At 67.6% G+C, this 15,364-nt stretch carries 14 protein-coding genes; all 14 read right to left on the reverse strand.

Annotation, left to right across the window (positions count from 1 at the left end; translation table 11 throughout):
* Positions 1 to 4: 4 nt before the first annotated feature.
* Positions 5 to 2,965, reverse strand: a complete 2,961-nt coding sequence (locus tag CQ040_RS02115; protein WP_105525338.1) for a DEAD/DEAH box helicase — start codon at positions 2,963 to 2,965, stop codon at positions 5 to 7.
* A 47-nt stretch (positions 2,966 to 3,012) separates the two neighbouring features.
* Positions 3,013 to 3,423, reverse strand: coding sequence for a transcription antitermination factor NusB (gene nusB, locus CQ040_RS02120; protein WP_028501827.1), 411 nt, complete (start codon positions 3,421 to 3,423; stop codon positions 3,013 to 3,015).
* A gap of 3 nt (positions 3,424 to 3,426) precedes the next feature.
* Positions 3,427 to 3,987: an elongation factor P gene (gene efp / locus CQ040_RS02125; RefSeq protein WP_028501826.1), complete on the reverse strand. Its 561-nt coding sequence runs from the start codon at positions 3,985 to 3,987 to the stop codon at positions 3,427 to 3,429.
* Positions 3,988 to 4,042: 55 nt separating this feature from the next.
* Positions 4,043 to 4,480 carry a type II 3-dehydroquinate dehydratase gene (aroQ, locus tag CQ040_RS02130; protein ID WP_105525337.1) on the reverse strand — a complete coding sequence of 146 codons (438 nt, stop codon included), beginning with the start codon at positions 4,478 to 4,480 and terminating at the stop codon, positions 4,043 to 4,045.
* Positions 4,477 to 5,565 carry a 3-dehydroquinate synthase gene (gene aroB, locus CQ040_RS02135; RefSeq protein ID WP_105525336.1) on the reverse strand — a complete coding sequence of 363 codons (1,089 nt, stop codon included), beginning with the start codon at positions 5,563 to 5,565 and terminating at the stop codon, positions 4,477 to 4,479. The genes aroQ and aroB overlap by 4 nt, the downstream gene beginning before the upstream one ends.
* The gene (locus CQ040_RS02140) at positions 5,562 to 6,080 is read right to left on the reverse strand and encodes a shikimate kinase (RefSeq protein WP_105525335.1); all 519 of its coding nucleotides are present in this window, start codon (positions 6,078 to 6,080) and stop codon (positions 5,562 to 5,564) included. The genes aroB and CQ040_RS02140 overlap by 4 nt, the downstream gene beginning before the upstream one ends.
* Positions 6,064 to 7,293 carry a chorismate synthase gene (gene aroC, locus CQ040_RS02145; protein ID WP_028501822.1) on the reverse strand — a complete coding sequence of 410 codons (1,230 nt, stop codon included), beginning with the start codon at positions 7,291 to 7,293 and terminating at the stop codon, positions 6,064 to 6,066. Before aroC ends, CQ040_RS02140 begins: the two co-directional genes overlap by 17 nt.
* Before the next feature lie 60 nt (positions 7,294 to 7,353).
* Positions 7,354 to 8,166 (reverse strand): shikimate dehydrogenase, encoded by an 813-nt coding sequence (locus tag CQ040_RS02150; RefSeq protein ID WP_105525334.1) that lies wholly within the window; start codon positions 8,164 to 8,166, stop codon positions 7,354 to 7,356.
* A gap of 4 nt (positions 8,167 to 8,170) precedes the next feature.
* A complete protein-coding gene (gene mltG, locus CQ040_RS02155; RefSeq protein WP_105525333.1) occupies positions 8,171 to 9,676 on the reverse strand; it encodes an endolytic transglycosylase MltG in 1,506 nt (501 codons plus the stop codon).
* Positions 9,677 to 9,678: 2 nt separating this feature from the next.
* Entirely contained in the window at positions 9,679 to 10,152 is a 474-nt protein-coding gene (gene ruvX, locus CQ040_RS02160; RefSeq protein WP_105525332.1) for a Holliday junction resolvase RuvX, read from the reverse strand.
* The gene (alaS, locus tag CQ040_RS02165; protein ID WP_105525331.1) at positions 10,149 to 12,809 is read right to left on the reverse strand and encodes an alanine--tRNA ligase; all 2,661 of its coding nucleotides are present in this window, start codon (positions 12,807 to 12,809) and stop codon (positions 10,149 to 10,151) included. Before alaS ends, ruvX begins: the two co-directional genes overlap by 4 nt.
* Before the next feature lie 55 nt (positions 12,810 to 12,864).
* Entirely contained in the window at positions 12,865 to 13,053 is a 189-nt protein-coding gene (locus tag CQ040_RS02170) for a hypothetical protein (protein WP_017202147.1), read from the reverse strand.
* A gap of 123 nt (positions 13,054 to 13,176) precedes the next feature.
* Positions 13,177 to 13,806, reverse strand: coding sequence for a 30S ribosomal protein S4 (rpsD, locus tag CQ040_RS02175; protein WP_105525330.1), 630 nt, complete (start codon positions 13,804 to 13,806; stop codon positions 13,177 to 13,179).
* Positions 13,807 to 13,989: 183 nt separating this feature from the next.
* Positions 13,990 to 15,360, reverse strand: a complete 1,371-nt coding sequence (locus CQ040_RS02180; protein WP_105525329.1) for a replication-associated recombination protein A — start codon at positions 15,358 to 15,360, stop codon at positions 13,990 to 13,992.
* Positions 15,361 to 15,364: the final 4 nt, after the last annotated feature.

A 15,364-nucleotide genomic window follows, 5' to 3' on the forward strand; every position in this document is an offset into this window, starting at 1 on the left:
CCGGTCAGCCCTCGAACAGGCCTCGGATATCGTCGGCGGAGAGCGACTGCGCGAACAGCGCCTCGTCGTCGAGCACGGCGGTGAACAGTCGCGCTTTGCGGCGCTGCAGTTCGAGCACCTTCTCCTCGATCGTGCCGGTCGAGATCATCCGGTAGACGAACACCTGGCTCTCCTGGCCGATGCGGTGCGTGCGATCCACGGCCTGCGCCTCCGCCGCCGGGTTCCACCACGGGTCGAGCAGGAACACGTAGTCGGCCTCGGTCAGGGTGAGGCCGAAACCGCCGGCCTTCAGGCTGATCAGGAAGACCGGCTGCTCCCCCGAGGTGAATCCGTCGATGACTTTCTGCCGATGTCGAGTCGATCCGTCCAGATGCGCGTACGGAATGCCGGCAGCATCGAGGCGGGCCGCCGCCAGGTCGAGGAACGACGTGAACTGACTGAACACGAGCGCCCGGTGGCCCTCGGCCTGCAGCTCGATCACGCGATCGAGAAGCACGTCGAGCTTGCGCGAGCCGATCTTCGCGTCTTCGGGGTCGATCAGCCCCGGAGCGAGGCTGAGCATGCGCATCAGAGTGAGCGAGCGGAAGACGATGAAGCGGTTGCGATCGAGGTCTTCGAGCAGGCCGAGCACCTTCTGCCGCTCGCGCTGCAGGACCACCTCGTACAGCGCCCGGTGGGACGCGCTGAGCTCGACTTCGAGGATCTGCTCCTGCTTCGCCGGCAGGTCGGGCGCCACGAGCTCTTTGGTGCGCCGCAGCAGCAGAGGACGGATACGTCGACGCAGCTGTTCGAGGCGTCGCTGCCGGTAAGCGCCGCCCTCCTCGTTCTCGGGGACCTTCCCCTGCTCGATCGGCTGGATGTAGTTCTCCCGAAACTTCCGCGCGGAGGCGAAGAGACCGGGAGCGGTGAGCTTCAGCAGCGCCCACAGCTCGCTGAGGCTGTTCTCCATCGGTGTACCGGTGACGGCGAACGTCACATCCGCACGGAACGATGCGACCGCACGATGCAATTTGGTCGATGGATTCTTCACGAACTGCGCCTCGTCGAGGATGAGTCCTGCCCACTCGACACCGGCGTACTCGGCTTCGTCGAGCCGCGCCACCGCGTAGGTCGTGATCACGACATCGATTCCGTGGAGCGCATCGGCCAGAGCCGGTCCCTGCGTGCTGCCACGCAGCAGCACCCTGAGCGACGGCGCGAAGCGATCGGCCTCGCCTCGCCAGGTGGCCAGCACCGAGGTGGGCACGACCACGAGGAACGGGCGTCGCTCCCCAGACTCCCGTGCGTGGACCATGAGGGCGAGGAGCTGGAGAGTCTTGCCGAGGCCCATGTCGTCGGCGAGGATGCCACCCAGCCGATGACTCCAGAGGAACGCGAGCCAGTCCAGCCCTTCCTTCTGGTACGGGCGGAGCTCGGCGGTGATCCCACGCGGGACGGGAATGGCCTGCACCGAGGTGGCCCGACGCAGCCCGTCGGCGATCGCGCGCCAGGTGACAGCGGGGAGCGCCTCGTCCGCGAGGTCCTCGAACTCCTCCCAGAGGTCGGTCTGGTAGCGGCTGATCCGCGGACCGGTCTCCCATTCCTCGAGCTCGCCCGACTCCTCGATGAGTTCGCGGAGCCGATCGAGTGCGTGATGACTGAGCGAGAAGTACCCGCCGTCCGAGAGGAGAAGCTTCCTCTTGCCCTTGCTGAGCGCCGTGAACAGCGGGCCGAACGGGATGGTGCGTCCGTCGATCTTCACCAGGACGCCGAGGTCGAACCAGTCAGGATCGGTGCTCTCGACCGTGGTCACCGTGATCTCCGGTTCTCCGGTCAGCTCGTGATAGCTCTTGCGTCGGCCGGAGACCTCGACGATGACGCCATCGGCCTCGAGGACGGGCACGATGCGCGTGACGAACTCTGCCGCCGCGACATCGTGAAATGCTCCCGTCGGCCCGAGCTCTTCACCCAGCTGTTCCGTCCAGACAGCCTGGACGACATCACGAATGGTGTCCTCCGCCTCGGAATCCCGCACCGCATGCGAGCTGAGCGGAAACGGCACGCGCCCGAACCCGCGATAGTCCCATTCGAACGTGTACTTGACCGTGTCACCGCGGTGGAAGGACAGTTGCAGCACCAGGCGGGGCGCAGGGAGCTCCGGAAGCTCGAGCCTGCCGACAGAGCGCACATCGATCCGGCGCGCCAGCAGCGGATAGGCATCACGGAAGAACACCGCTTCGTCTGTGACCGGCACCACGAGCCCCTCGCGCGCGGCGAGCAGCGCGTGCACGGGTTCGGCGACCGGTACCTCGGCGAGCGTCACGCGGAGCCGGGTTCCCTGCTGGAAGACCTCGTACACGCCGCTGTGACCGATCGTATGTACGGCGAACGGGGCGGCTGCGCGTCCGTCGATCGTGATGTCGGGAAGCAGCACGAGCCCGCCGTCGAGGTCGCGTTCCACCGTCGCACCGATCGTGGCACGGTCCGCAAGCACGATCGATGTGCCCTTCTGCGTCGCGACCAGCGGGATCCCGACGTCGGCCGCGGCGCGCAGGTGACCCCACAGCAGCCCGGACTCGATCAGATCGGCGACCAGCCAGTCACCGGCAGTACCGGAGAGGAGTGCGTCACGGGCGATGCTGAGCAGATCGGCGAACCATCTGGATCGGTCGCGCCCGTACTGCGTCGGCGAACGGCGCACCGCGTCCCAGGACGCCTGGCCCAGCACCCAGGCGCCTGTCGCCGGGCTCTTCTCGAGCGGGCGGATGCCCAGCAGGATCTCGCTCGTGCGCTTCGCGACGTCGCGCGGGGTCGCCGTGCGCTGCGGCCGCGAGGCCCAGGGGTTGGCCCCGCGCCCGTCCCGCATCCGCAGTTCGATACCGAGGGCGAGCTGCGTCTGGGCATCATCACGCGGAGCCCCCAGAAGCGAGCGCCAGCCTGCTGACGGTGCGCCCTCCGAACGGGAAGGGTCAAGCGGAAGGGGCATACTGCCATCCTCTCCGACACCGCCGACAGTGCCTCGCGGCGGACGGATCAGGCGGCGCGGGCCACCCGAGCGAGTACGCCGTGCACGAAGGCACCGGAGTCGTCGGTCGAGAACTCCTTCGCGAGCTCCACGGCCTCGTCGATCGCGACAGCGGTAGGAACCTCGTCGTTGAAGAGGATCTCCCACACGGCGATACGAAGCAGTGCGCGGTCGACGGCCGGCATCCGCTCCAGCTTCCAGTCCCTGCTGTGGGTGGTGATCTGCTCATCGATCTCGTCGCGCGAATCGATGATTCCGTCGACGATCTCGCGGGCATAGAGCCATGAGGCTTCGCGTGCGGGCTCGCTCGCTGCACGCTTCGCCTCGGCGGCCAGTGTCACCGCGAGGTCGTCACCGCGCACATCGGCGGAGAACAGGATGTCGAGAGCGCGCTTGCGCGCCTTCGTCCGGGCGCTCACGCCTTACTTCTCGCGGCCGAGGTAGTCACCCGTGCGGGTGTCGACCTTGACCTTGGTGCCGGCCTCGACGAACAGCGGCACCTGCATCTCGTAGCCGGTCTCGAGCGTTGCGGGCTTGGTGCCGGCCGACGAACGGTCGCCCTGCAGGCCCGGCTCGGTGTAGGTGACCTCGAGGACCACGGAGGCGGGGAGGTCGATGTACAGCGGGTTGCCGTTGTTCAACGCGATCGTCACCGCCTGGTTCTCGAGGAGGAAGTTCTTCGCATCGCCGACCGTGGCAGCACCGACCGTGATCTGGTCGAAGTCGGTCTGGTCCATGAAGACGTAGCCGTCGCCGTCGGTGTACAGGTACGTGTAGTCACGACGATCGACGTTCTCGATCTCGATCTTCGCGCCCGCGTTGTACGTGCGGTCGACGACCTTGCCCGACACGACGTTCTTCAGCTTGGTGCGGACGAATGCGCCACCCTTGCCGGGCTTGACGTGCTGGAACTCGATGACGCTCCAGAGCTGCCCGTCGATGCTGAGGACGACGCCGTTCTTGATGTCTGCGGTAGATGCCATGCGCTGCGAGTTCCGTTCGTGAGTCTGCGGGGTCGGACGGGGCCGACAGTCGATTCTAAGGGATGAGTGCTGCGAGCTGCCGCACCGCGTCTGCGTAGCCGTCGACGCCGTGTCCGACCACACGCACTGCTGCGACGCCATCGAGGTATGAGTGGTGCCGGAACTCCTCGCGCTTGTAGACGTCGGAGATGTGAACCTCGGCGAACGGGAGCGACACCCCAGTGAGCGCGTCGCGCAGGACGACGGACGTGTGGGTGAGACCTCCGGGGTTGATCACGATGGCTGCGCAGTCCTCGCGCGCGGCGTGGATCGCGTCGATCAGCACTCCCTCATGGTTGCTCTGCACCGCACGCACCTCGAACCCGAACTCGGCCGCGGCCTCGGCGGTGATCCGTTCCACGTCGGCGAGGGTCGCCGTGCCGTACACCTCCGGCTCCCGCGTGCCGAGGAGGTTCAGGTTCGGGCCGTTCACGAGGAGGATGCGCCCGCTCACGAGCCGACCTCCTGGTACGCGGCGAACATGAGCGACTCGTCGGGAGCCTGCAGCACGGTGGGCTTGGCGATGTCATCGAGCAGGATGAAGCGCAGCATTCCGCCGCGGCTCTTCTTGTCGCGCTGCATCGTGGCGAGCAGCTGCTTCCACGCACCGGCGCGGTACGAGGTGGGAAGACCCAGCGATTCGAGGATGGTGCGATGACGTTCGGCCGCGGCATCCGGCAGGCGTCCCGCGAGACGTGAGAGCTCAGCGGCGTACAGCATCCCGACGGAGATGGCCGCGCCGTGGCGCCAGCGGTACCGTTCGGCATGCTCGATCGCGTGGCCGAGAGTGTGGCCGTAGTTGAGGATCTCGCGGAGCCCCGCCTCACGGAAGTCGTCGGAGACGACCTTGGCCTTCATGTCGATGGCGAGCTCGATGGCACGCCGGAACTCATCCGTCGTCGGGTCGACCGCGCGTGCGGGATCGGCTTCGACGATGTCGAGGATCTCCGGCGCCCAGATGAACCCGGCCTTGACGACCTCGGCGAACCCGGCCGTCGCCTCGTTCGGGCTCAGACTGGCGAGCTCGTCGAGATCGCCGACGACGGTGCTCGGAGCCCAGAAGGCTCCGACGAGGTTCTTGCCCTCAGCCGTGTTGACCCCGGTCTTGCCGCCGACCGCCGCGTCGACGAGTCCGAGCACGGTGGTCGGCACCTGGATGAGCTGCACACCGCGCAGCCAGGTGGCAGCGACGAACCCGGCGAGATCGGTGACGGAGCCGCCGCCGTAGCCGACGACGGCATCGCTGCGCGTGAAGTCGGCCTGTCCCATCACCTGCCAGCAGAAGGCCGCGACCTCGATTCGCTTGCCCTGCTCGGCGTCGGGGATCTCGGCGAGCAGCACCTCACGCGGACCTTCGGCGGTGTCCGCGAGAAGGCGATCGCGCAGCTCGGCCGCGCGGGCGGCGAGGGTCGGGGGGTGCACGACCAGGATCTTGCGCACACCCGGCGCGAGGGCGGCGGAAACCTGGTCGAGGATCCCCCGTCCGATCGAGATGTCGTAGGCGTCGTTCCCTGTGACGCTGATGGTCGTCGTGCTCATCGCTGCTCTCTCCTCCATGTCACGATCTCGTCCGCGATCTTCTGCATCGGACGCCGTGAGGTGTCGAAGGTCGCCGAGGAGACCTCGGCGTACCAGCCCCGACGTTCCTCGAAGATCTTCTTCCAACGTTCCACGGGATCCTCCCCCGCCAGCAACGGTCGGCTGCTGCCACGCAGACGGTCCGCGACTGCTTCCGGACTGACCGTCAGGAAGACCACGGGCTGATGGCGCAGCAGGTCGCGCGTCGCGGCCTCGGTGACCGCTCCGCCCCCGAGCGAGATCACTCCGCCCTCGGCGAGAGCGTCGGCCACCGCCGCGCGCTCGATCTCGCGGAAATGAGCCTCCCCGTGCTCAGCGAAGATGCCGGGGATCGGCCCGTGTGCGGCGACGATGCGCCGGTCTGTATCGATGAAGGCGACACCGAGCCGACGCGCGACGCGCCTGCCGACGCTGGTCTTGCCGGCGGCCATCGGGCCGACCAGCACCAACGTCAGCGAGTCAGACGCGCTCGTCATGCGCGATGAGCGCCGCCTCGGACGCCGGTGTCGTGCGCAGCTCGGCGGGGATGCCCGCCAGGTAGCCGTCGAGGTTGCGACGCGTCTCGCGGATGCTGTCGCCGCCGAACTTCTCCAGCACGGCGTTCGCGAGCTCGACGGCGACCATGGCTTCGGCGACCACTCCGGCGGCCGGCACGGCGCACACGTCCGAGCGCTGGTGATGCGCCGTTGCGTCCTCGCCCGTTGCGATGTCGATGGTCCGCAGGGAGTGCGGCACAGTGGCGATCGGCTTCATGCCGGCACGAACGCGGAGCACGGTGCCCGTGGACATGCCACCCTCGGTACCACCGGCACGATCCGAACCACGAGTGATGCCGTCGCTGGTGGCGAAGAGCTCATCGTGCGCTGCCGAGCCTCGGCGTCGTGTGGTCTCGAATCCGTCGCCGACCTCGACGCCCTTGATCGCCTGGATGCTCATCAGCGCCTGAGCAAGACGCGCGTCCAGGCGGCGGTCCCAGTGCACGTGCGAGCCGAGTCCTGGCGGAAGGCCGTAGGCGAGCACCTCGACGATGCCACCGAGCGTGTCGCCATCCTTCTTCGCATCGTCGACCTCGGCGACCATGAGCGCTGATGTCGCCGGGTCGAAGCAACGCAGCGGATCGGCATCGAGCACCTCGACGTCGTCCGGTGTGGGCAGCGCAGAACCGGCCGGCACCTGCACCGGGCCGATCGACAGGGTGTGGCTGACGAGGCGGATGCCGAGTTCGCCCAGGAACGAGCGCGCGATCGCACCGAGTGCGACGCGGGCGGCGGTCTCCCTCGCGCTCGCGCGCTCGAGGATGGGTCGCGCCTCATCGAAGTCGTACTTCTGCATGCCGACGAGGTCTGCGTGGCCGGGACGCGGGCGCGTCAGCGGAGCGCTGCGTCCGCGCGACTTGTCGGTGAGCTCGACCGGCTCGGGGTTCATGACCTCGATCCACTTCGGCCACTCGGTGTTGCCGATGCGGAGGGCGATCGGGCTGCCGAGGCTCTTGCCGTGGCGGACGCCGCCGGAGATCGTCAACTCGTCCTGCTCGAACTTCATCCGCGAGCCGCGGCCGTAGCCCAGTTTGCGGCGGGCGAGATCGGCCTGGATGGCAACGGAGGAGACCGGGACACCGGAGGGCAGACCCTCCATGACGGCGATGAGTTCTGGGCCGTGGGATTCGCCGGCCGTGAGCACGCGGAGCATTGCTCCAGTCTCCCATGTGTTCGGACCGTTGCTGCGCCGCGTTTCGTCCGCGGCTTCTTGTCAGAGCGCAGCGCGCATGGCGCGGATGACGGCATCCTCGTCGGGGAGTTCGATCACCGGGTCACCGTGGTGGAAGATCCGGATCTGGCGGACCGCCTGGTGCAGCAGCATTCCGAGTCCGGAGACGACCGCTCCTTCGCCCCAGGACACAGCGAGAGCCGATGGCCACGGAGCGTAGGCGGCGTCGAAGAGCGTCCCGCCACTCGTCCCGAACGCGGTGGCGGTCTCGACGGGGAGCGTTGTCCCACTGGGCAAGGTAGCGATCGTCAGATCGACATCGAGGGGCGGCGCATCGAGAGGCGACACCTCCACGACCGTTCCGATCCGCTCCCCGAGGTCGACGAGTGCTGCTGCGCGCTCCGGCCGTCGAGCGCGGATCTCGACTCGACCTGCTCCGAGCTCGGAAGCTGCCACGAGTGCCGACGCAGCCGTGGCCCCGGCTCCGAGAATGCGCACGTGTCCTGCCTGGTCGACGCCCGCCTCGGCCAGCGCGTCCACGATCCCGCCGACATCCGTGTTGTATCCGGCGGGGGCGTCACCCAGAAGCAGCGTGTTGACCGCGCCAGTGAGCTCGGCGTGTCGGTCTCTTGTCGCAGCGACCCGGAACGCCGCCTCCTTGAGCGGCATCGTCAGCGAGAGACCGCGCCAGGTGCTGTCGAGCTGGCTGAAGGTCGACTCGAAGGTCTCGGCTGCGACCTGACGGCGCCCGTACTCCCAGTCCAGTCCCAGGACCCGATACGCGCTGGCATGCAGGTCAGGCGACTTGGAGTGCGCGATCGGGTCCCCCCAGACCGCCAATCGGGTTCGAGCCACCGTCTCAGCAACCGCCCTCAGGGTTCGCCCTGCACCACTCGCGCCACTTCTCGATGCCCTGCTCGTGCTCCGCCATGGTCTGGGAGAACTGCGTCTCCCCCGTCGCCAGGTTGATCGTCACGAAGTAGAGCCACGGGCCGTCCGCCGGATTCATGGCCGCTTTGATGGCCGCGTCGCTCGGGCTCGCGATCGGCGTCGCCGGGAGCCCCTTGCGCACGTAGGTGTTCCACTCGTTGTCGTCCTCCAGCGCTTCCTTGGAGCTCGACACGACGCCCTCGTGGAGGGAGCCGTAGCCGTACTGCGCCGTCGAATCCATCTGCAGGAGCATGTCGATGTCGAGACGGTTCTGGATGACCCTCGACACCTTCGCGAAGTCGTCCAGTCGCCCCTCGCGCTGAATGATCGACGCGATCGTCAGGATGCGCTCCGCATCAGCGGCAGGGACACCGGCGCCATCGAGAGACTCACGGGTGCGATCGACCATGCGCTGGATGACCTGGGGCGCGGTGACACCGGGATCGAACTCGTACACGGCAGGGAACAACCAGCCCTCGAGGCTCGGCGCGTCGACACCGTACGCCGACGGGTCCTGGACTGCAGCCTCGAAGTCGGCCAGCGGAAGCCCCAGAGTCTCGGCCATTGCCGGCAGCGACGACACGATCGTGCCCCCCTCCGACACGGAGACCGCGTTCGCCATCTTGTTGGCGTCGTTCTTGAGAGCATCCAGAGCAGCCTCAGCCGTCATCTTCTCCTGCAGGCGGTAGACGCCGGGGTAGAAGGTGACCGCGAGGTTCTCATCGACGATGTAGTCGTAGAAGACGTCCTTCGTCTTCGTCACACCCGCCTCAAAGAGGGCGGCCGACACCGGCGCACCGGTATCGCCCTGCTTGATCGTGACGAGTGCCTCGCCGCTCGCGAGCCCCGGCTCCCAGTCCTTGGATTCGCCCCAGCCCATGACGTCGCTGATCTTGTCCCCGTACGTGTTCGCTACCCAGACACCGGTCGCCGCGATTCCGCCGAGGACAGCGAGGACGATGATCAGTGCGATCAGGCATCCCTTGCGGCGCTTCTTCTTCTTCGGTCGCGCATCCACATGGTCGTCATGGGGTGCGAAAAGGTCGTCGAGCCCGCCTCCGAGGGGCGGCTCCGGCGTGGCTGCGCCGGACGGCGCCACCAGCGGCACCGCTCGCGTTGGCGTCTCAGCCGCATCGGCCGAAGCTCGGACCGGGGTCGACGAAGGCACAGCGGCCGTGGCTGGTGAAGCCGCATCGTCGGCCGAGGCACGAACCGGAACGGGCGATGGCTCGGACGGAGCGCTCGCCGTTCCGCGCGCCGGTGTGGCGGCGCCATCTTCCGAGGCCGCTTCACGAGCTGCGCGACGCGATCCGGGCAGGGGCGCGCTGTCGTCGACGGTCGGAATCTGCCGCGTGGGATCGGGGAGGTTCTCGAACAGGTCCCCCAAGCGGGAGTCGTGGTCGTGTCGGGGGGTAGCGCTGTCTCGTTCAGACATCGTCAGGCGTGCTCCTCGTCAGGCGAGATGGTGGCACCGGCCGGGTTTCCGGTGCTCTTCTCCATGTCGATCGCCTGCTGCAGAAGCACCACGGCGGCGACCTGATCCACAATGCTACGAGACTTCTTCTGAGATCTCCCGGAACTGCGCAAAGCTGCGTGCGCCGTCACGGTGCTGAGCCGCTCGTCCACGAGCCGCACGGGGAGGCCGCTTCGCGTGTGAAGCGCTGCGGCGAACTCCCGCGCATCCGTGGTCGACGCGGTGTCGGCGCCCTGCATGTTCACCGGCAGACCCACGACGAACTCCAGTAGGTCGTACTCCCCCGCAAGCTGCACGATGCGATCGATCGATGCGTCGTCCCTCGCAACCGTCTCGACCGGGACCGCGAGCATGCCGTCGGGGTCGCAGCGAGCGACACCGACCCTCGCCCGGCCGACGTCGATTCCGAGCCGCACACCGCGGCGGAACCCACTCACGCGACGTGCAGCTCCTGGCTGATGGCTTCGAGCGCCGACGGAAGGGCCTCGACATCGGCGCCACCACCCTGGGCGACGTCGTCGCGACCGCCGCCACCACCGCCGAGGATTCCGGCGGCGCGCTTCGCGAGCGCACCCGCCTTCGCACCGGCCGAGCGGGCCGCATCGTTGGTCGCCACGACCACGACAGGGCGCCCGTTGACGACTGCGCCGAGAGCCACGACCGCCGCGTCCGACCCGAGTCGATCGCGGACACCGTTGACGAGATCGCGGACGTCGTCCGCAGAAGCCACGTCGCCGAGGTTCTGCGCCGCAACGCGGAATGCGCCGACGCGCGTCGCAGACTCGACGATCGCGGGGACGAGCCCTGCGCGCTCTTTCGCCTCGAACTGAGCGATGCGCTTCTCGGCAGCCTTCAGGTTCGCGGTGAGATCGGCGATCCGCTCCGGCAGCTGTTCACGCGGAGTCTTCAGGGAGCTGGTGAGCTGAGAGACGATGGCCCGTTCTGCGGCGAGCTCGCGGAAGGCGTCGGCGCCGACGAGCGCCTCGATGCGACGGTTGGAGGCTCCGACGGAGGACTCTCCCACCAGGCTGACGAGTCCGATCTCCGCGCTCGTGCTCACGTGCGTGCCGGCACACAGCTCGCGCGACCAAGGGCCGCCGATGTCGACCATGCGCACGACATCGCCGTACTTCTCGCCGAACAGCGCCATGGCGCCTGCTTCCTTCGCCTCATCGAGCGACACGATGCGCGTGGTCACCTCGAGGGCATCCTGCACCGCACGGTTCGTGATCTCCTCGATCTCGCTGCGGGTGTCGGCGGAGAGAGCCTGCGACCAGGAGAAGTCGAACCGCATGTAGCCGGCGCGGTTCAACGACCCGGCCTGAGTGGCGGTCGGGCCCAGCGTGTCGCGGAGCGCGGCGTGCACGAGGTGGGTGGCCGAGTGCGCCTGGCGCGCGGCGCGACGGTTCGCGGCATCCACGACCGTGGTCGCGATGTCATCGACGGCCACACTCCCGCGAGTGACCTCGACCGTGTGGCTGATCAGTCCGGGCACAGGCTTCTGCACATCGAGCACCTCGAGCACGTAGCCCGGGCCGACGATGGTGCCCTTGTCGGCGACCTGGCCACCCGACTCGGCGTACAGGGTGGTCTCGGCGAGGACGACCTCTGCGACCTGCCCCTCGGAGGCGCTCCGTACCGGCGCACCGTCGACGAGGAGTCCGAGCACACGGGATTCGACCTCGAGGGCGGTGTAGCCGTCGAAGCCGGTCTCACCCAGAGCACGCAGATCGCGGTAGATAGACACGTCGGCCAACTGCCGCTTGCGGTTGCGGGCGTCAGCCTTCGCGCGCTGGCGCTGCTCCTGCATGAGCGTGTCGAAAGCGGAGCGATCGACCTTGAGGCCCGCCTCCTCGGCGACCTCGAGCGTGAGATCGATCGGGAATCCGTAGGTGTCGTGCAGCAGGAAGGCCTCAGGGCCGCTGAGCGTCTTCCCCCCGCTCTTCCTGGTCTCGTCGAGCGCCAGATCGAGGATCGTTGAGCCGGCGACGAGTGTGCGACGGAACGTCTCCTCCTCGGCGAAAGCAGACGCGGAGAGCACCGACCAGTCGTTCTCCAACACCGGATAGGCCGACTTCATGGCGTCGCGCGAGGCGGCGAAGAGCTCGGGGAACACGGGCTCATCCACACCGAGCAGACGCATGGCGCGGACCGTGCGACGCATGAGACGACGCAGGATGTAGCCGCGTCCCTCGTTGGAGGGCCGGACGCCGTCGGAGAGCAGCATGAGGGACGAGCGCACGTGGTCTGCGATCACGCGGAAACGGACGTCGTCTTCGTGCTCTGCACCGTAGCGCCGGCCGGAGAGCTCGATGGCACGGTCGAGCACCGGGCGCACCTGGTCGGACTCGTACATGTTCTCGACGCCCTGTTTGATGAACGCGACGCGCTCGAGTCCCATGCCGGTGTCGATGTTCTTCATCGGCAGTTCGCCGACGATGTCGAACTCCGTCTTGCCGCGGATGTTCTCGATGAAGTCCTGCATGAACACCAGGTTCCAGATCTCCAGGAACCTCGAGTCGTCGACGGCTGGCCCGCCATCTTTGCCGTAGGACGGACCACGGTCGAAGAAGATCTCCGAGTCGGGGCCGCCGGGACCGGGCTGGCCGGTGTTCCAGTAGTTGTCAGCGCGTCCGAGGCGCTGGATCCGCTCCGGCTTCAGCCCGATGATGTCGCGCCAGATGGCCTCGGCCTCGTCATCGGTCTCGTAGACGGTGACCCAGAGGTCCTTCTCATCGAAGCCGAGACCGCCGTCGGACTCGGAGCTCGTCAGCAGCTCCCAGGCGTAGCGGATCGCGCCTTCCTTGAAGTAATCGCCGAACGACCAGTTGCCCAGCATCTGGAAGAACGTTCCGTGACGGGCTGTGCGACCGACCTCTTCGATGTCATTGGTGCGGATGCACTTCTGCACATCGGCGATGCGCGGGTGGGGCGCAGGCACGACACCCGTGAGATACGGGATCATCGGCACCATTCCGGCGACCGTGAACAACAGAGACGGGTCGTCGCTGACCAGGGAGGCGGAGGGGACGATGAGATGGTCGTTCTTCTCGAAGAAGTCGAGGTAACGCTGCGCGATTTCCGCAGTTTTCATAAGGTTCCGGGTGTCCTTGCGTGAAGATGCCGCGCCGAAGCGCTGCTGCGGTGGTTCAGTTGTCGCCCGGCTCCGTGAGCCGTGCCTCCTGCTCGCGGTAGGCGTCGCCGAGGATCGCGGTGAAACCGTTGATCCGGGCATCGACCTCGGCGAGGATGTCGTGACCGCGCGGGTCCTTGTTCATGAAGTGAGCCGCGACGAAGCCGCCGATCACACCGATCAGGAACCACAGCACATTCTTCATGTCGTCATCCTTGCCTCTACCCGCGTAGGCGCGGTGCCTCCATCGTATGCGGAAACGACAAGAGGCGTCGGGAATCCCGACGCCTCTTGCCCTGATGCTCTCAGCGAGCAGTGTGAGCGATGCTCAGCGAGCCGCGTAGTACTCGACGACGAGCTGCACTTCACAGGTCACGGGGACCTCGGCGCGCTTCGGGCGACGAACCAGACGCGACTGGAGCTTGTCGAGCTCGACCTCGAGGTAGCCCGGAACGGGGGGCAGAACCTCGGCGTGACCGCCGGCTGCTGCCACCTGGAAGGGCTCGGTGCCCTCGCTCTTGGCCTTGACGTGGATGAGCTGACCCGGCTTCACGCGGAACGACGGGCGGTCGACGAGCTGGCCGTCGACGAGGATGTGGCGGTGCACGACGAGCTGGCGAGCCTGAGCCGTGGTGCGGGCGAAGCCCGAACGCACGACGAGAGCGTCGAGACGCATCTCGAGGAGCTCGACCAGGTTCTCACCGGTCAGACCGTCGTGACGACGTGCCTCGTTGAAGGTGTTGCGCATCTGCTTCTCGCGGATGCCGTACTGCTCGCGAAGACGCTGCTTCTCACGAAGACGGACGGCGTAGTCGCTGTCTGCCTTGCGCTTGGTACGGCCGTGCTCACCCGGAGCGTAGGGACGCTTCTCGAGGTAGCGGGCGGCCTTCGGGGTGAGCGGGATGCCAAGGGCACGGCTCAGACGCACCTTGCGGCGGTCCTGGGACTTCGTGGTCACGAAGTTTGTCCTTCCGATGACGTGGTCGCGTCTTTCACGACTCACGGACGTATCGTCCGCGTTCTGCCTTGGAGCGCACGCCGGGGCGCCAGCAAGGTGTGGTGTGAACGAGGAGATGCCCGAAAACTCGGTTTCGAGCCGCTCAAGTCTAACAGATCGCGGTTCTCCACCCGATCGGAAGCGTCAGCGGTCGCCGAGGATGCGGCGGATGCGCTCGAGCCGCGCGCCGATGTCGCGCTCCGCCCCGAGGTTCTTCGGCTCGTAGTAGTGCCGCCCGTCGAGCTCATCGGGCAGATACTGCTGCGGCACGACCCCGAACTCGCTGTCGTGCGAGTACACGTATCCGCGGCCGTGGCCGAGGCGCTTCGCCCCGGGATAGTGCGCGTCTCGCAGATGCAGCGGCACACGCCCGAAACCGCCGGAGCGGATGTCTGCGATCGCGGCATCGATGCCGACATACGCCGCATTCGACTTCGCTGTGGTCGCGAGGTAGACGGTCGCCTCGGCGAGTGGGATGCGGCCTTCCGGCATCCCGATGAACGCCACCGCGTCCGCGGCGGCCACTGCGATGCCGAGCGCCTGGGGGTCGGCGAGACCCACGTCTTCCGAAGCCGAGATCACCAGCCGCCTGGCGATGAAGCGCGGGTCCTCCCCCGCCTCGATCATGCGCGCGAGATAGTGCAGCGCGGCATCAGGGTCAGAACCTCTGATCGACTTGATGAACGCACTGATGACGTCGTAGTGCTCATCGCCCTGCCGGTCGTAGCGCAACAGCGCCTTGTCGACGGCCTGCGCGACGTCGTCGGCGGACACCTGCGGCACTCCCTCCGCACCGGGCTGGTCTCCTGAATCGTCTTCGGGGTCTGCAGCGGCGGCGTGGGACATCGCGACCGCCGCCCCCGCTTCGAGTCCCGTGAGTGCGCGTCGCGCATCGCCTGATGCCAACCGCACCAGGGCGGAGCGGGCCTCGTCGCTGAGCGCGACAGCTCCGTTGAGGCCACGGGCATCGTCGACCGCACGATCGACGAGCAGTCCGATGTCGTCATCGGTGAGGGGCTGGAGCGTCAGCAGCAGCGAGCGCGAGAGCAGCGGCGAGATGACGGAGAACGAGGGATTCTCGGTGGTCGCGGCGATCAGGATGACCCAGCCGTTCTCGACGCCGGGGAGCAATGCATCCTGCTGAGCCTTCGTGAAGCGATGGATCTCGTCGAGGAAGAGGATCGTCGTCTGCCCGTAGAGATCGCGCTGCGTGATGGCCTCCTGCATGACCTCGCGCACGTCCTTCACACCGGCCGTGATCGCGGAGAGCTCGACGAAGCGGCGCCCGGATGAACGGGCGATCGCCTGCGCGAGCGTCGTCTTCCCGGTGCCCGGAGGCCCCCACAGGATGATCGATACGGCTCCGGGTGAAGTCGCCTCCGGATCGGCGAGGGCGACGATCGGCGATCCGGCGCGCAGCAGGTGCCGCTGCCCGGCGACCTCTGCAAGGGACACCGGGCGCATGCGCACGGCGAGAGGCGTCTGCCCGGAGAGGAGCGGCGCGGAAGGGGTCACCCGC

It is taken from the genome of Microbacterium sp. MYb54 (assembly GCF_002979515.1).
In the GTDB taxonomy this organism is placed as follows: domain Bacteria; phylum Actinomycetota; class Actinomycetes; order Actinomycetales; family Microbacteriaceae; genus Microbacterium.